At 60.2% G+C, this 16,921-nt stretch carries 16 protein-coding genes; 11 read left to right on the top strand and 5 right to left on the bottom strand.

Annotation, left to right across the window (positions count from 1 at the left end):
• Window positions 1-68 precede the first annotated feature (68 nt).
• The 7 genes from AACY50_RS08855 (at window position 69) to AACY50_RS08825 (ending at window position 9,315) form a co-directional block, all read left to right on the top strand.
• The gene (locus AACY50_RS08855) at window positions 69-1,070 is read left to right on the top strand and encodes a phosphate ABC transporter substrate-binding protein PstS (protein WP_221731903.1); all 1,002 of its coding nucleotides are present in this window, start codon (window positions 69-71) and stop codon (window positions 1,068-1,070) included.
• Window positions 1,071-1,244: 174 nt separating this feature from the next.
• Window positions 1,245-3,530, top strand: a complete 2,286-nt coding sequence (locus AACY50_RS08850; RefSeq protein ID WP_221731904.1) for an ABC transporter permease subunit — start codon at window positions 1,245-1,247, stop codon at window positions 3,528-3,530.
• A 16-nt stretch (window positions 3,531-3,546) separates the two neighbouring features.
• The gene (pstA, locus tag AACY50_RS08845; RefSeq protein ID WP_339431512.1) at window positions 3,547-5,217 is read left to right on the top strand and encodes a phosphate ABC transporter permease PstA; all 1,671 of its coding nucleotides are present in this window, start codon (window positions 3,547-3,549) and stop codon (window positions 5,215-5,217) included.
• A 161-nt stretch (window positions 5,218-5,378) separates the two neighbouring features.
• Window positions 5,379-6,212, top strand: a complete 834-nt coding sequence (gene pstB, locus AACY50_RS08840; protein ID WP_221731906.1) for a phosphate ABC transporter ATP-binding protein PstB — start codon at window positions 5,379-5,381, stop codon at window positions 6,210-6,212.
• Window positions 6,213-6,332: 120 nt separating this feature from the next.
• Window positions 6,333-7,094: a phosphate signaling complex protein PhoU gene (phoU, locus tag AACY50_RS08835; RefSeq protein ID WP_221731907.1), complete on the top strand. Its 762-nt coding sequence runs from the start codon at window positions 6,333-6,335 to the stop codon at window positions 7,092-7,094.
• 164 nt (window positions 7,095-7,258) lie between these two features.
• Window positions 7,259-8,215, top strand: a complete 957-nt coding sequence (locus AACY50_RS08830) for a response regulator (protein ID WP_339431513.1) — start codon at window positions 7,259-7,261, stop codon at window positions 8,213-8,215.
• A 203-nt stretch (window positions 8,216-8,418) separates the two neighbouring features.
• The gene (locus tag AACY50_RS08825; RefSeq protein WP_339431514.1) at window positions 8,419-9,315 is read left to right on the top strand and encodes a M23 family metallopeptidase; all 897 of its coding nucleotides are present in this window, start codon (window positions 8,419-8,421) and stop codon (window positions 9,313-9,315) included.
• 36 nt (window positions 9,316-9,351) lie between these two features.
• On the opposite strand, the gene AACY50_RS08820 is transcribed toward AACY50_RS08825, so the two are convergent.
• The 3 genes from AACY50_RS08820 to phoB form a co-directional block, all read right to left on the bottom strand.
• Window positions 9,352-10,692, bottom strand: coding sequence for a hemolysin family protein (locus tag AACY50_RS08820; RefSeq protein ID WP_339431515.1), 1,341 nt, complete (start codon window positions 10,690-10,692; stop codon window positions 9,352-9,354).
• A 111-nt stretch (window positions 10,693-10,803) separates the two neighbouring features.
• The gene (phoR, locus tag AACY50_RS08815) at window positions 10,804-12,090 is read right to left on the bottom strand and encodes a phosphate regulon sensor histidine kinase PhoR (RefSeq protein WP_260455826.1); all 1,287 of its coding nucleotides are present in this window, start codon (window positions 12,088-12,090) and stop codon (window positions 10,804-10,806) included.
• A gap of 74 nt (window positions 12,091-12,164) precedes the next feature.
• Complete coding sequence (gene phoB, locus AACY50_RS08810) at window positions 12,165-12,854, bottom strand: phosphate regulon transcriptional regulator PhoB (RefSeq protein WP_007896474.1); 690 nt, start codon at window positions 12,852-12,854, stop codon at window positions 12,165-12,167.
• 151 nt (window positions 12,855-13,005) lie between these two features.
• Between phoB and AACY50_RS08805 the strand changes: the two genes are divergently transcribed.
• Window positions 13,006-13,392, top strand: a complete 387-nt coding sequence (locus AACY50_RS08805; RefSeq protein WP_339431516.1) for a COG4315 family predicted lipoprotein — start codon at window positions 13,006-13,008, stop codon at window positions 13,390-13,392.
• Window positions 13,393-13,441: 49 nt separating this feature from the next.
• On the opposite strand, the gene ubiA is transcribed toward AACY50_RS08805, so the two are convergent.
• On the bottom strand, window positions 13,442-14,332 hold the full coding sequence (gene ubiA, locus AACY50_RS08800; protein ID WP_339431517.1) for a 4-hydroxybenzoate octaprenyltransferase: 891 nt from the start codon (window positions 14,330-14,332) through the stop codon (window positions 13,442-13,444).
• Complete coding sequence (locus AACY50_RS08795) at window positions 14,332-14,892, bottom strand: chorismate--pyruvate lyase family protein (protein WP_339431518.1); 561 nt, start codon at window positions 14,890-14,892, stop codon at window positions 14,332-14,334. The genes ubiA and AACY50_RS08795 overlap by 1 nt, the downstream gene beginning before the upstream one ends.
• Window positions 14,893-15,093: 201 nt before the next feature.
• Between AACY50_RS08795 and AACY50_RS08790 the strand changes: the two genes are divergently transcribed.
• From AACY50_RS08790 to AACY50_RS08780, 3 genes are all read left to right on the top strand, one after another.
• Entirely contained in the window at window positions 15,094-15,261 is a 168-nt protein-coding gene (locus tag AACY50_RS08790) for a rubredoxin (protein WP_339431519.1), read from the top strand.
• 21 nt (window positions 15,262-15,282) lie between these two features.
• Complete coding sequence (locus AACY50_RS08785; protein WP_339431520.1) at window positions 15,283-16,431, top strand: NAD(P)/FAD-dependent oxidoreductase; 1,149 nt, start codon at window positions 15,283-15,285, stop codon at window positions 16,429-16,431.
• Window positions 16,432-16,620: 189 nt separating this feature from the next.
• Window positions 16,621-16,896: an HU family DNA-binding protein gene (locus tag AACY50_RS08780; RefSeq protein WP_003213368.1), complete on the top strand. Its 276-nt coding sequence runs from the start codon at window positions 16,621-16,623 to the stop codon at window positions 16,894-16,896.
• Window positions 16,897-16,921: the final 25 nt, after the last annotated feature.

Genomic DNA, 16,921 nt, shown 5'->3' with positions numbered 1-16,921 from the left:
TAGAGTGTTCACACGGCCTGCTGATACTTGGCCCCGACTTAACACCCCCTATCTGCTAGGAGTAAGGCATGAAACTGAAGCGTTTGATGGCGGCAATGACTTTTGTCGCTGCTGGCGTAGCGACTGCCCACGCGGTAGCCGCTGGCGTTGACCCGGCAATTCCGGCGTACAGCAAAGTCACCGGTGTCTCGGGCAACCTGTCCAGCGTTGGCTCCGATACCCTGGCTAACCTCATGACCCTCTGGGCTGAGAACTACAAAAAAGAATACCCGAACGTCAACATCCAGATTCAGGCTGCCGGTTCCGCTACAGCGCCACCTGCGCTGACTGAAGGGACTTCGAACCTGGGCCCTATGAGCCGCAAGATGAAGGACACCGAACTGGCTGCCTTCGAGCAGAAGTACGGCTACAAGCCAACCGCTATCCCGGTTGCTGTGGATGCCCTGGCGGTCTTCGTTCACAAGGACAACCCGATCCAGCACCTGACCATGGAACAGGTTGACGCGATCTTCTCGTCTACCCGTCTGTGCGGCGCCAAAGCCGACGTCAAAACCTGGGGCGACCTGGGCGTGACCGGCGACCTGGCCAACAAGCCAGTGCAACTGTTCGGTCGTAACTCGGTATCCGGCACCTACGGCTACTTCAAAGAAGAAGCCCTGTGCAAAGGCGACTACAAGCCAAACGTCAACGAACAACCAGGCTCGGCTTCGGTCGTGCAGTCGATCAGCTCCTCGCTGAACGGCATCGGTTACTCGGGCATCGGCTACAAAACCGCTAGCGTGAAAACCGTAGCCCTGGCCAAGAAAGGCAGCACTGACTTCATCGAAGACAGTGAAGAAAACGCCCTGAACGGCAAGTATCCGCTGTCGCGTTTCCTCTACGTTTACGTCAACAAAGCCCCGAACAAGCCTTTGGCCCCGCTGGAAGCTGAGTTCGTGAAACTGGTGCTGTCCAAACAAGGCCAGGAAGTGGTTGTGAAAGACGGTTACATCCCGCTGCCGGCCAAGGTTGCTGCAAAAGCACTGGCTGACCTGGGTCTGCAAGAAGGCGGCGCTGTCGCCAAGAAGTAACAAATTGAGCCCGGGGTGAACCCCACCGGGCTCAAGTGAAAGGCCGGATCTGCCCGCAGACCGGCCTTTTACACACCTCAAATTTTCGATCCGCCTCCAGTACCCGCTGGGGGTGGATTTGGTGCGTCACTGCATTGTCATCTTTCTGTCATACAGGATCGCTAGGGTGAGCGCATGAATGATCTGGCCAACTCCACAATGACTACGACTTCCCCTCCCAAGCGCATTGATTTCAATACGCCTGAGCTGCAACGCAAGCGCCGTATTCGCGCGCTCAAGGATCGCCTCACTCGCTGGTACGTCCTGATTGGCGGCCTGGCAGTGCTGGCGGCCATCACGCTGATTTTCTTCTTCCTCGCCTATGTGGTTGCCCCGCTGTTCAAGGGTGCCGACCTGACCGCGAAAGATGCAATCACCCCAGCCTGGATGCAGGACGCTGGCAAGCCACTGATGATTTCGCTCGAAGAGCAGAATAAGGTGGCCATGCGCGTTTCCGACAAAGGTCAGGCGCTGTTCTTCGATATCGACAGTGGCGCTGAGTTGAAGCGTGTCGATCTGCCGGTGCCGGCAGGTGCAACGGTGACGTCCATCGCCAAAGACCAGCCAGGTCATCCGCTGGTCGCCGTGGGCCTGTCCAACGGCCAGGTGCTGGTGTTCCGCCACACCTATAAAGTCAGCTACCCCGATGGCAAGAAAACCATCACCCCAGCCATCGAATATCCCTATGGCGACACGCCGATCGCGCTGAACGAAAGCGGCGGTGCGCTGGAGCACGTCAGCCTCAATGCCTCCGATTCGACCTTGATGCTGGTCGGCTCCACCGGTTCGCAACTCAATGTGCTGTCGCTGACCAGCGAAGAAAACATGATGACCGGCGAAGTCACCAACGAGCAGAAGCGTATCGATCTGCCGCAGATGACTGAGCCGGTGAAAAACATTTTCGTCGACCCGCGCCAGCAGTGGCTGTACGTGGTCAACGGGCGTGCCCAGGCCGACGTGTTCAGCCTGCGCGACAAGAGTCTCAATGGTCGTTACAAACTGCTGGAAAACGGCGATGCGCAAGTGACTGCGACGGCCCAGTTGGTGGGCGGTATTTCGCTGATCGTCGGTGATTCCAATGGTGGTCTGGCCCAGTGGTTCATGGCTCGCGACACCGACGGTGAACTGCGCCTTAAGCAGATTCGCACCTTCCAGATGGGCACTGCACCGATCGTTGAAATCACCGCTGAAGAGCGTCGCAAGGGCTTTCTCGCCCTGGATGCCAGCGGCAAGCTCGGCGTGTTCCACAGCACCGCACACCGCACTTTGCTGGTCGATCAGGTGGTCGACGGCCAAGGCCTGTTCGGTCTGTCGCCTCGCGCCAACCGTGTGATTGTCGAAGCGGGCGGCAAGCTGCAACCGCTGCTGCTCGACAACCCGCACCCGGAGGTGTCCTGGAGCGCGTTGTGGAGCAAGGTTTGGTACGAAAACTACGACGAGCCTAAATACGTCTGGCAATCGACCGCCGCCAACACTGATTTCGAACCCAAGATGAGCCTGGCGCCACTGACCTTCGGTACGCTCAAGGCAGCGTTCTACGCCATGTTGCTGGCGGCACCGCTGGCCGTTGCCGCTGCGATCTACACCGCGTACTTCATGGCCCCGAGCTTGCGCCGCAAGGTCAAGCCGGTGATTGAGCTGATGGAAGCGATGCCGACGGTGATCCTCGGTTTCTTCGCCGGTCTGTTTCTCGCACCTTATGTGGAAGGGCATTTACCGGGCATCTTCAGCCTGCTGATGCTGCTACCGATCGGCATTCTGGTGGCCGGGTTCACCTTCAGCCGTCTGCCTGAAGCCATCCGCCTGAAAGTGCCGGACGGCTGGGAAAGTGCGCTGCTGATTCCGGTGATCCTGTTTGTGGGCTGGCTGTCGCTGTACATGAGCCCGTTCATGGAGAACTGGTTCTTTGGCGGTGACATGCGCATGTGGATCTCCCACGACCTGGGCATCACCTACGACCAGCGCAACGCACTGGTGGTCGGTCTGGCCATGGGGTTCGCGGTGATCCCGAACATTTACTCGATTGCTGAAGACGCCGTGTTCAGCGTGCCGCGCGGCTTGACCCTTGGCTCGCTGGCGCTGGGTGCCACACCGTGGCAGACCATGACCCGCGTGGTCATCCTCACCGCAAGCCCGGGCATTTTCTCGGCATTGATGATCGGCATGGGTCGTGCGGTCGGGGAAACCATGATCGTGCTGATGGCCACCGGTAACACCCCGGTCATGGAACTGAACCTGTTCGAAGGTCTGCGTACGCTGGCGGCCAACGTGGCAGTGGAAATGCCGGAGTCGGAAGTCGGCGGCAGCCACTACCGCGTGCTGTTCCTCTCGGCGCTGGTGCTGCTGTTGTTCACCTTCATCATGAACACCCTGGCAGAACTGATTCGTCAGCGTCTGCGCAAGAAATACTCGTCGCTTTAAGCAAAGGTAGAAGTCTGTGAAACAGAACTCCCTGAATGGATGGTTCAAGAGCGGCGCCCCTGGCGTCTGGATCAGCGGTGGCGCGGTGTCCATCGCGGTCATCATGACCATTGGCCTGCTGGCGGTGATTGCCGTGCGCGGTCTGGGTCACTTCTGGCCGGCGGATCTGATCCGTGCCAACTACGACGTGCCGGGCCAGGCCAATCACCTGGTCATCGGCGAAGTGGTGCAGAAAGAAGAAGTGCCGCGAGCCCGCCTCAAGAGCGCTGGTTTGCCGGTGCCTGACCAGGGCCCGGAGTTCATGACCCGTGAGCTGATCAAGGTCGGTAACCGTGATCTGAACGGCAACGACTTCACCTGGATCGTCGGCGAGTGGCTGACCAACCAGACGTCGCCGCCGGAGCTGATGGCGATCGAGCGTCGTGAGTGGGGCAATTTCTACGGCTACCTGGTCAACGTCAAACAGGACGGCAAGGTGATCGCCGAGGGCGAGGCTGCATGGCCTGAGCTGCAGGCGCGGATCGACCGCGTGAGCGGGCTTGCCAAGCAACTGAAGTCGCTGGAAAAGACTGACATCGGCGCGATCAACGCAGGGTTGGAGCGCATCCGTCTGCACGGCCGCAAACTGGAACTGGAAGGCAAACTCGACGCCACCGCACAAGCGGACATGGAATCCGAGCGCGCCGAACTTAACGCTCGTTATCAGGACGTTGAAGCACGCCTGTCCGATCTGCATGCCCAGTTCAACCGTGATGCCTTGACCGCTCGCGATGCCAACGGCAAAGAGATTGAAATCGGTCTGGGCAAAGTGGTTCATGCCTACCAGCCGAACGCGATGGGTACGTTCACCAAAATCCGCTTCTACTTCGCCAAGGTCTGGGAATTCCTGTCGGAAGACCCGCGTGAAGCGAACACCGAAGGCGGGATTTTCCCGGCGATTTTCGGCACCGTGATGATGACCCTCATCATGGCGATGATCGTGACCCCGTTCGGCGTGTTGGCGGCGGTGTACCTGCGTGAATACGCCAAGCAGAACGCCCTGACGCGGATCATCCGTATCGCGGTGAACAACCTCGCCGGCGTACCGGCGATCGTTTACGGCGTGTTTGGTCTGGGCTTCTTTGTTTATGTACTGGGTGGCTCGGTTGACCGCTTGTTCTTCCCCGAAGCGCTGCCGGCACCGACCTTCGGTACGCCGGGCCTGCTCTGGGCTTCGTTGACCCTGGCGCTGCTGGCAGTGCCGGTGGTGATCGTGGCGACCGAAGAAGGGCTGGCGCGGATTCCACGCACGGTGCGCGAAGGCTCGCTGGCGCTTGGCGCGACCAAGGCTGAAACCTTGTGGAAGATCGTTCTGCCCATGGCCAGCCCGGCCATGATGACCGGCATGATCCTCGCCGTGGCTCGCGCCGCTGGTGAAGTGGCGCCGCTGATGCTGGTGGGTGTGGTGAAACTGGCGCCGTCGCTGCCGGTTGACGGCAACTACCCGTACCTGCACCTGGATCAGAAGATCATGCACTTGGGCTTCCACATTTATGACGTCGGCTTCCAGAGCCCGAACGTCGAAGCGGCCCGCCCGCTGGTGTACGCCACGGCGCTGTTGCTGGTGTTGGTGATCGCCACGTTGAACCTGTCGGCGGTGTGGATTCGTAACCACCTGCGCGAAAAGTACAAAGCGTTGGACAGTTGATATTCCTGTGGGAGCGGGCTTGCTCGCGAAAGCGGTGGGTCAGGCGACATTGATGTTGAATGTGCCGACCTCTTCGCGAGCAAGCACGCTGCCACCCAAGATTGAGTACAGCCGCACCCAGCGGCTAACCGAACCGAATTTGTTAGCACAGGGAGCCTCCCATGCAGCACGAAACACATACCCACGGCATCAACATGTCTGCCCTGGGCCGCGACAAGCAGAGCCTGAGCCTCGAGCAGGAAACCGTTGCCATCGAAGTGCCGGGCCTGAGCCTGTACTACGGCGACAAACAAGCATTGTTCGACGTCAGCATGAACATCCCGAAACAGCGCGTGACGGCCTTCATCGGCCCGTCCGGCTGTGGCAAGTCGACGTTGCTGCGTACCTTCAATCGCATGAACGACCTGGTTGACGGTTGCCGCGTAGAAGGCGCGATCAACCTGTACGGCAACAACATCTATCGCAAGGGCGAAGACGTTGCCGAACTGCGTCGTCGCGTCGGCATGGTGTTCCAGAAGCCGAACCCGTTCCCGAAAACCATCTATGAAAACGTGGTTTACGGCCTGCGCATTCAAGGGATCAACAAGAAGCGCATCCTCGACGAAGCCGTTGAGTGGGCGTTGAAAGGCGCGGCGCTGTGGGACGAAGTCAAAGACCGTCTGCACGAATCGGCACTGGGCCTGTCCGGTGGTCAGCAGCAGCGTCTGGTGATTGCCCGCACCATCGCGGTTGAGCCCGAAGTACTGCTGCTCGACGAACCGTGCTCGGCTCTGGATCCGATCTCGACCCTCAAAGTCGAAGAGCTGATCTACGAATTGAAATCCAAATTCACCATCGTCATCGTGACCCACAACATGCAGCAGGCGGCGCGGGTGTCCGACTACACGGCCTTCATGTACATGGGCAAACTGGTGGAATTCGGCGACACCGATACGCTGTTCACCAACCCGGCGAAGAAGCAGACCGAAGACTACATTACCGGTCGTTATGGTTGATTGATGCAGCTGCGAGCCGCGAGCTTCAAGCGGCAAGCGAGAGCGGTTCGAGTACGACACAAATCAGCTTGCAGCGTGTAGCTTGCAGCTCTTGGTAACAGCTTTTGCGGAGCGAACACAATGATTTCTAAGGAAGGCCTCACTCATCACATTTCCGCGCAGTTCAACGCTGAACTGGAGGAAGTGCGCAGCCACCTCCTGGCCATGGGCGGACTGGTCGAGAAACAGGTCAACGACGCCGTCACGGCGCTGATCGAAGCCGACTCCGGCCTGGCCCAGCAGGTGCGTGAAATCGACGATCAGATCAACCAGATGGAGCGCAACATCGACGAAGAATGCCTGCGCATTCTGGCCCGTCGTCAGCCAGCGGCCTCCGACCTGCGTCTGATCATCAGCATCTCCAAGTCGGTGATCGACCTGGAGCGCATCGGCGACGAGGCCACCAAGATTGCCCGCCGCGCCATCCAGCTGTGCGAAGAGGGCGAGGCGCCGCGCGGTTACGTCGAGGTACGCCACATCGGTGACCAGGTGCGCAACATGGTACGTGATGCCCTGGATGCGTTTGCTCGTTTCGACGCCGATCTGGCGTTGTCGGTGGCGCAGTACGACAAAGTCATCGACCGCGAATACAAAACGGCACTGCGCGAACTGGCAACCTACATGATGGAAGACCCACGCTCTATCTCGCGGGTCTTGAGCATCATCTGGGTGTTGCGTTCGCTGGAGCGCATCGGTGACCACGCGCGCAACATCTCGGAACTGGTGATCTATCTGGTGCGCGGCACCGACGTTCGCCACATGGGCCTCAAGCGCATGAAGGAAGAAGTTCAGGGCACAAGCGGCGAAACCGCTAATGTTCCGGGCGTTGCTGACGATAAGTAAGATTGCCTGAGAAAAGCGCCCGGCCCTTTGGCCGGGCGTTTTTATTTAGGGGTTCGGATAAAAAAGCAGCACCCGCGAACGAAAAGTCCCGGCGTGACTGAAGAGTTTTGGCAATGTGCCATCAGCCAGCGTTATGCTTGCCGGGATTTTTATAGGGGTGTTGGATGAGCAAAATCAGTGTGTTGGTCGTGGACGATGCGTCGTTCATTCGTGACCTGGTGAAAAAGTGCCTGCGTAATTACTTCCCCGGGATCCGCACCGAGGATGCCGTCAACGGTAAAAAGGCTCAGGCCATGCTGGCCAAGGAAGCCTTCGACCTGGTTCTGTGCGACTGGGAAATGCCGGAAATGTCCGGTCTCGAACTGCTGACCTGGTGCCGTCAACAGGACAATCTCAAGACCATGCCGTTTGTCATGGTGACCAGCCGTGGCGACAAAGAGAACGTGGTGCAGGCGATTCAGGCTGGCGTTTCGGGCTATGTCAGCAAGCCGTTCACCAACGAGCAACTGCTGACCAAGGTCAAGCAGGCGCTGAACAAGGTCGGCAAGCTCGATACCCTGATGAACAGCGCACCGACCAAGATGAACTCGGCGTTCGGCAACGACTCCCTGAGCGCACTGACCGGCGGCAAACCTGCCGTGGTCGGTGGTGCTCCGACGGCCGCTGCGGTCAACCCGTTTGCCAAACCCGCCGCTGCTGCACCCGCGCCAGCCGCCGCGCCATCCCGTGGTTTGCTCAACAGCCCGCCGGTCAAAGCGCCCGCCGCCTCGGCAGCGCCGGCTGGCGGTCGGGGTCAGGGCCAGTTGCGCCTGCCGAGCGGCAACCAGCAATGCGTGATCAAGGCCCTGAGCATCAAGGAAGCGCTGTTGGTGGTGAAGCGCACCGACACCCTGCCGCAGATCCTCGACAGCGCCGTGCTCGACCTGGAACAGGGCGACAACGCCGAAATCGCCCGCCTCAATGGCTACCTGCATGCCATCGTTGCCTTTGAGCAGAAAGCCGACAGCGACTGGCTGCAACTGACCTTTCGCTTCGTCGACCAGGACGCGCAGAAACTCGACTACATCTCCCGCCTGATCGCCCGCGGCACGGCGCAGAAGCACTTCGTACCCGGCGCCTGATCTTCATCGCCTGACCGTCCGACTTCGCGAGCAAGCCCGCACATTGGAATGTATTTCAAATGTGGAGCGAGCTTGCTCGCGGAGGGGGCATCACGCACGACAGCGATTTTCCAGACTGCCCAATTTGAAACATCTGTCGACTAGCCTGGTCTGCTTGACCTGCTAGGCTCATTTCCAGGCCTTACTCGACAGAACCTTTGCCCATGCTCGCGCGCCTGCTGTTTTTCTGTGGTCTCTTCATGGCCTCCACCTCGGCTGTGGCCATGACTATTTACAAATCCACCGATGCCAACGGCGTGGTCTCCTACAGCGACCGGCCGAGCAAAGGCTCGCAGGTGTTCGTGTTTCAGGATCGCATGGTCGAACGCCTTGAGCGGCAGGTGTACCTCGACATCAAGAAGCACAAGGGTGTCGACGTGGTATTCGTGCGCAATGATTTGTATGCGCCGGTCGAGGTTGCACTGGCGTTTACCGGGATGAGCAATGTGCGTGGCGCGCCCGCTCAAACGATCCGCCGGGTGCTGCCGGCACGCAGCAATACGCGCTTGGCGTTGCTGACGGCGGTTTCCGGCGCCAGGCCTCTGGTGTATACGCCGCAGTTCCATTACGCCCTTGGCGACCCTGCCGGGACGGCGCAGGGCTATCGCTATCCGCTGCCGTGGCGTGGCGGGCCGTTTCGCTTGAGTCAGGGCGCCAATGGTCAATACAGCCACTATGGGCCGAAGAACAAGTACGCGATGGACATCGCCATGCCGGTGGGTACACCGATCATCGCCGCGCGGGCTGGCGTGGTGGTGAAAACCGAGAACTCACAGAGTGGACGTGGCACTGATCCTTCCGGTAATTTCGTGCGTGTGCTGCACGATGACGGCACGATGGGCGTGTACCTGCATCTCAAGCAAGGCTCGGTGAGGGTACGCGAAGGGCAACGAGTGACGGTGGGCAGTCCGTTGGCGCTGTCGGGCAACACCGGTAACAGCAGCGGCCCGCACCTGCACTTTGTGGTGCAACGCAATAGCGGGGCGGGGCTGGTGTCGATTCCGTATCAGTTCAACCAGCCGCTGGGGGCATTGCCCAACTTTGCGTTGGGCAAGCAGTGATGAGGTGTCTGATCTGACACCTTCGGGATCAGTCCATCAATCCAGCATCAACACCTTGGCCAGCACAATCTTCGGCCCTTTCATCTTCTTGATGATGATCCGCAGACCTTCGACTTCCAGCGCCTCTTCCTCTTCCGGCACGCGTTTGAGCGTTTCGTAGACCAGGCCGGCGAGGGTTTCGGCTTCGATGTGGTCCAGATCGATGCCCAGCAGGCGCTCGACCTTGAACAACGGCGTATCGCCGCGCACCAGCAACTTGCCCGGCTGATACGCGAGAATCCCGCGCTCGGCCTTGCGGTGTTCGTCCTGAATGTCGCCGACCAGCACTTCCAGCACGTCTTCCATGGTCAGGTAACCGATGATGTTGCCGTCTGCCTCCTCGACCACAGCGAAGTGCGAGCCACCCTTGCGGAACTGCTCCAGCAGTTGCGACAGCGGCATGTGCCGCGACACGCGCTCCAGCGGACGGGTCAGTTCAGCCAGGTTGAACGATTCGGGAATGTGATCCAGCGCCGCCAGTTCCAGCAGCAGATCCTTGATGTGCAGCAGGCCGACGAACTCCTGGCGCTCACTGTCGTACACCGGATAACGGCTGAACTTGTGGCGACGGAACATCGCCAGGATTTCCTTCAGCGGCGCGTTGAATTCCAGCGTGACCAGGTCTTCCCGCGAGTTGGCCCAGTCGACCACTTCCAGTTCGCCCATTTCCACCGCAGACGCCAATACGCGCATGCCTTGGTCGCTCGGATCCTGCCCACGGCTGGAGTGCAGGATCAGTTTCAGTTCTTCGCGGCTGTAGTGGTGTTCGTGGTGCGGGCCGGGTTCGCCCTGTCCGGCGATCCGCAGAATTGCGTTGGCGCTGGCATTGAGCAGGTAGATCGCCGGGTACATCGCCCAGTAGAACAGGTACAGCGGCACCGCAGTCCACAGTGACAGCAGTTCGGGTTTGCGGATTGCCCACGACTTGGGTGCCAGTTCGCCAACGACGATGTGCAGGTACGAAATAACGAAGAACGCAGCGAAGAACGACACGCCCTTGATCACTTCCGGCGACTGCACGCCAACGCTTTCCAGCAAGGGCTCGAGAATGTGCGCAAACGCCGGCTCACCCACCCAGCCCAGGCCGAGGGAGGCGAGGGTGATACCTAGCTGGCACGCCGAGAGATACGCATCGAGCTGACTGTGTACGGTGCGCAGGATGTGCCCGCGCCAGCCGTTCTTGTCAGCGATGGCCTCGACCCGGGTCGAGCGCAGTTTGACCATGGCGAATTCCGCTGCAACGAAAAAGCCGTTGAGCAACACCAGGATCAAAGCAAAAAGAATCATGCCGAAATCGGCAAATATTGTAGCGAGGGACAAGCCAGGGGAAGGGTCCATGATGGAGTTTTGCGGGTTCCGTGTAATTCGTAAGAGAGAATAAGTCGCGCCTGAAAGGCAGGCGCAAGTCAGCCAATGTAGCGGCTGACCTGGCGATTGCCTAGTCCGGCATTACTCAGCGGCGCTAATTGCCCGTACTTGAGCCACTTGAGCCGGGGCGAAATGGCAGGTGAACGTGCTGCCATGACCGGGCACGCTGCTGATTTCCATGCGCGCGCGGTGGCGCAGCAACACATGTTTGACGATCGCCAGCCCCAGTCCGGTGCCGCCCGTGTTGGAATTGCGGCTGGAGTCGACGCGGTAGAAGCGTTCGGTCAGGCGCGGCAGGTGTTTGCTGTCGATCCCCATGCCCGAGTCCTGCACGCTCAGGTGTGCGCCTTGCTCATCACTCCACCAGCGAATGCGAATGTTGCCCTCGGCCGGCGTGTATTTCACCGCGTTGAACACCAGATTGGAGAACGCGCTGCGCAGTTCTGCCTCGCTGCCCTTGAGCATGAGGCTGGTGTCGGCTTCCAGCGTGATGTGCTGGTTTTTTGATCCGGACAGTTGCTGCGCGTCGCTCTTGATCGATTGCAGCAGCGTGTCGACGGGCACCGGATGGTTGTCGGACGGATAATCGGTGGCTTCCAGTTTGGCCAGCAACAGCAGGTCGTTGAGCAACGTCTGCATGCGCCCGCCCTGTTGCTGCATCTGCTGCAGGGCACGGCTCCAGCGCGGGTTCACTTCCTCGACGTTGTCGAGCAGGGTTTCCAGATAGCCGCAGATCACCGTCAGCGGCGTGCGCAACTCGTGGGAAACGTTGGCGACGAAATCTTTGCGCATCTGCTCCAACTGATGGATGCGCGTGACGTCGCGCACCAGCATCAAGTGTTCGTTGTTGCCGTAGCGGGTCAGGTACAGCTGAATGCGCACGCGATCATTGGTCGGCGAGGGGATTTCCAGCGGCTCGGCATAGCTTTCCTGCTCGAAGTATTCCTTGAAGCGCGGATGGCGGACCAGGTTGGTCACCGGTTGGCCGCTGTCTTGCGGGGTCTTGAGGCCGAGCAGGGTTTCGGCGGCGCGGTTCCACCATTCCAGGTTGCCATCGCTGTCGAGCATGATCACCGCGTCTTTCAGCGCGGCGGTGGATTCCTGCACCCGGTCGATCACCGCTTGCAGGCGCCCGCGCACCCGTTGGTCGCGGCGTTGCAGGTGATAGATGCTGTCGAACACCTCGCCCCACAGGCCGTAGCCGTCGGGCGGTGCTTCATCGGGTTGGTGCAGGCGTAGCCATTCGTGCAGACGCAGCAATTGCTTGAGCGTCCAGGCCAGATAAATACCCAGGCCCGCGGCAAGGCTCCAGCCGTAATAGCCGGTGATCAGGCCGATCACCAGACAAGCGGTGACCAGCAGCAGCATGTGGCGAATCAGGGTGCCATGCCAGTTTTGATTCACGGGAAGTACGGTCCTTGTCAGCGAGTCTGGCGGTCGGGTCAGGCCTTGGTGGAAAACCGGTAGCCAGTGCCGCGCACGGTTTGTACCAGATTTTCGTAGGCGTCGCCGAGGGCCTTGCGCAGACGACGTATGTGCACGTCGACGGTGCGCTCTTCAACATAGACGTTGCCGCCCCAGACCTGATCCAACAATTGGCCACGGGTGTAGGCGCGTTCCTGGTGGGTCATGAAGAATTGCAGCAGGCGATATTCGGTCGGGCCCATCTCGGCCGGCTTGCCATCGATGGTCACGCGGTGGCTGATCGGGTCGAGCAGCAGCCCACCGACTTCGATCGGTGCTTCGCCGTCCGTCGGACCGGCGCGACGCAGCACAGCCTTGAGGCGCGCCACCAGCTCGCGTGGGGAAAACGGTTTGGTGATGTAGTCGTCAGCGCCGACTTCCAGACCCTGGATCTTGTTGTCTTCTTCGCCCTTGGCGGTGAGCATGATGATCGGGATGTCCCCGGTCAGTTCGTCACGCTTGAGGCGGCGGGCCAGTTCGATGCCGGAGGTGCCGGGCAGCATCCAGTCGAGCAGGATCAGGTCCGGCTTGCGGTCGACGATGATGGCGTGCGCCTGCTGCGAGTTCTCCGCCTCGAGGCAGTCATAGCCGGCCATTTCCAACGCAACGGCGATCATTTCGCGAATGGGCGCTTCGTCGTCAACGATCAGAATGCTCCTGCCAACCATGCCTTAATCCTCTTGTCATTTAACTGTCTTGCGCCGCATTAGATAACGGAATTATTGCAGTCGTGTGACAGTATTTTAGTCCGCCAGCGGTTGTGCGGATCCTGAACTACGCTCTAAGTCCGAATCCTGACAACCACAAAAGAAGGTTTCCATGACTCAAATGAATTTTTCCTTTAAAGCCCTGCTGATGGCTGCTGCTCTGACTCTGCCTGGATTAGCGATGGCGGCCGAGCCGGCCATGATGAAGGACGGCATGATGGTCGATCACAAAGGCATGACCGTTTACACGTTCGACAAGGACGCCGACGGCAAGTCGATGTGCAACGCCGATTGCGCCAAGAACTGGCCACCGATGATGGCGCCAGCGGACGCCAAGGCTGAGGGCAAATGGAGTGTCATCAAGCGCGATGACGGCATGATGCAATACGCCTACGACGGCAAACCGCTGTACACGTTCATGAAGGACGAAAAACCTGGAGAAATGAAAGGCGACATGATGAATAACATGTGGCATGTCGTCCACATGTCACAGAAATAACGGGCTTGAGTGCTTGAACATCGGCCCCGGTCTGCGGGGCCGTATTGTCTCAACGCAACGCGTAATCCAGCACGATCCCGACAAAAATCGCCAGCCCGGCCCAGTGGTTGTGTAAAAACGCCTGGAAGCAGCGCAACCGGTCCTTGCTGCGGGTGTACCAGAATTGCCACGCATAACAGCCGGCAGCCGCCAGCAGACCGAGATGGAACCAGCCCCCCAGCTCGAATCTCGACCCGGCCAGCAACAGGCAGCCCAGCGACAGCGCCTGCAACGTCAGGATGATCACCCGGTCCGCCTCGCCAAACAGGATCGCCGTGGATTTCACCCCGATCTTCAGGTCGTCATCCCGATCGGTCATCGCGTAATAGGTGTCGTAACCCACCGTCCACAGCAGGTTGGCGATCCACAGCAACCACGCCGCAGCGGGCACTTCGCCGGTTTCGGCGGTGAACGCCATCGGCATGCCCCAGGAAAACGCCGCACCCAGCACCACCTGCGGGTAATAGGTGTAGCGCTTCATGAACGGATACGTGAACGCCAGTGCCAAACCACCCAGCGACAGCCAGATCGTCGGCGCATTGGTGCACAGTACGAGCAGGAAACTCACGCCCATCAGCAGCGCGAAGAACACCAGCGCCTCTTTCGAGCTGATCTTGCCGCTGGCCAACGGTCGTTGCGCCGTGCGTTTGACATGGCCGTCGACCTTGCGGTCGGCCCAGTCGTTGATCACGCAGCCACCGGCGCGGGTCAGCACCACGCCGAGGACAAAAATCACCACGTTGGCCAGCGATGGCGAGCCCTTGCCGGCAATCCACAGCGCCCACAGCGTTGGCCACAGCAGCAAGTAAATGCCGATCGGCTTATCCATGCGGGTCAACTGAATGAAATCCCAGGCGCGCGGATTCAAACGGTTCAGGGACTTGAGCAGGCTCTGATACATCAGCAGGTCTCCGGATGGGCGCGGGCAGCGTTCCACAGGCTCGGCAGGAAAATTTCCGCTACCAGCACGCTCAGTGCGCCACGGTCGAAACGCGAGCGACGGCCCCACAGGTCGGGCGAGCGGGACGCTTGTGGCAGCCAATGTTCCGGGTACTCACAGACTTCGATGGCGCGGCGCTGGAAGGCATGATCGCAAAACAGCAACTCGCCCAGCGAGCGGCTGCCCAGTTCGTCCATGTGCAAACCATCGCCCTGCAACGCGCGGCGCGAAGCCACGCTGCGGGCAAACACCCAGGCTTCGCCATGGCCGCGCAGATACACCTCACGCACCCAGCCTTCACTGCCTTCGGCCAGATCCAGCGCGGTGCATTCGTCGGTTCGCAAAGTGTCCCAGCCTTCAAACAGCGGCGTTACGCTGAAGCCGTCGTTCGACAGACGGGTCAGGCGGCGAGTCAGCGAACCTTCGTCGAACAACCAGTTCAGGGTCAACGAATCGGGGAGGGGCGTCAGTTGGCTCTGAGTCAGCCAGAGCGGGGCCGGAGAGGAATTTGAATGTTGCACAATGAGTCATTATTGGCCGCAAATGAGGCGGCGAGCTTACCATGGCAGGCCGCGAGATTGATGGAACCGGGTCGCCGTTGCGCCGAACAGGCTTGCATCTGCCCGGCACCCTCAGTACAAAACGCCCTGAGCCGGATGGCAGCGCAGCACCCATCGACCGTCCGCGCCGGCAAAACGCCTGAATCCTGAGGAAGTACCTGAATGAAAAAGTGGCAATGTGTGGTTTGCGGCCTGGTCTATAACGAAGCCGACGGCTGGCCGGATGACGGCATCGCGCCGGGCACCCTTTGGCAGGACGTACCGGAAGACTGGCTGTGCCCTGACTGCGGCGTCGGCAAGATGGACTTCGAAATGATCGAAATCAACTAAGCACAACCCAAGGAGTAAGGCATGAGCGCACCAGTCGTCATCGTTGGCACCGGGCTTGCGGGCTACAACCTGGCCCGTGAGTTTCGCAAGCTCGACAGCGAAACCCCGTTGCTGCTGATTACCGCCGATGACGGTCGTTCCTACTCCAAACCGATGCTCTCCACCGGTTTTGGCAAGAACAAGGACGCCGACGGCCTGAGTATGGCCGAGCCGGGCGCCATGGCCGAGCAGTTGAAGGCCGAAGTGCGCACCCATACGCGCATCAGCGGTATCGACGCCGGCCACAAGCGCTTGTGGATCGGCGAAGAGGCCGTGGCCTACCGCGATCTGATCCTCGCCTGGGGGGCAGAGACCGTGCGCGTGCCGATTGAAGGCGATGGTGCGGATCGGGTCTTCCCGATCAACGATCTCGAAGACTACGCACGCTTCCGTGCCGCAGCGGCCGGTAAGCGTCGGGTATTGCTACTCGGGGCCGGCCTGATCGGCTGCGAGTTCGCCAATGACCTGATCCTCGGCGGCTACGAAGTGCAACTGGTCGCCCCGTGCGAACAGGTCATGCCGACGCTGCTGCACCGGGCCGCTGCGGCAGCCGTGCAGGCGGGGCTGGAAAGCCTCGGTGCACGCTTCCACCTGGGGCCGGTGCTGACCCGTCTGCAAAAAGTGGCTGACGGTCTGGAGGCGCACCTGTCCGACGGTCAGGTCATTGCGTGCGATGTGGTGGTCTCGGCCATCGGTCTGCGTCCACGCATTGATCTGGCCGCGGCTGCCGGTGTACAGGTCAATCGCGGCGTCGTGGTCAACCGCCATTTGCAAACGTCTCACGCCAATATCTACGCCTTGGGCGACTGCGCCGAGGTCGACGGGCTGAATCTGCTGTACGTCATGCCCCTGATGAGTTGTGCGCGAGCGCTGGCACAAACCCTGGCTGGAAACCCGACGGCAGTGAGCTATGGTCCCATGCCGATCACCGTGAAAACCCCGGTGTGCCCACTGGTGGTTTCGCCCCCGCCACGGGGCAGCGAAGGCGTGTGGGCGGTCGAAGGGCAGGGCGCCGACATCAAGGCCCTGTGTCACAGCGCTGACGGCCAGTTGCTCGGTTATGCCCTGACCGGCGCGGCGGTGATGGAAAAACTCGCACTGAACAAACAACTTCCGCCCTTGCTGGCGTAAATACCGGTCGTTCTGTCGGAATCACCCCGCTTTTGCCCCTACAAAGGTCGCGTGGAGGCTGGCGCCGCCGGTATCCGCGTGCCATCCTCACTCCGTCTGCCGCAGAGTAGAGCCTGCGGCGCCTTGGGCGCTGTTCCAACGAGAACAGCACGGACATAACAACAAAAAACCGTCAAAGGGGCTTCACTAATGCGTAAACCAGAACTCGCCGCTGCAATCGCTGAAAAAGCAGATCTGACCAAAGAACAGGCCAACCGCGTGCTCAACGCCGTTCTCGAAGAAATCACTGGCGCTCTGCACCGCAAGGACAGCGTCACGCTGGTGGGCTTCGGCACCTTCCTGCAACGCCACCGCGGCGCCCGCACCGGTAAAAACCCGCAAACCGGCGAGCCGGTGAAAATCAAGGCCAGCAACACCGTTGCCTTCAAGCCAGGCAAATCGTTGAAAGACAGCGTTAATCCATAATTGCGGCGAAGTCCCTGAACACGGG

Source organism: Pseudomonas sp. RA_15y_Pfl2_54, from assembly GCF_963971015.1.
Classification (GTDB): Bacteria; Pseudomonadota; Gammaproteobacteria; order Pseudomonadales; family Pseudomonadaceae; genus Aquipseudomonas; species Aquipseudomonas baetica_A.
This window is presented reverse-complemented; position numbering and strand designations above follow the sequence as displayed.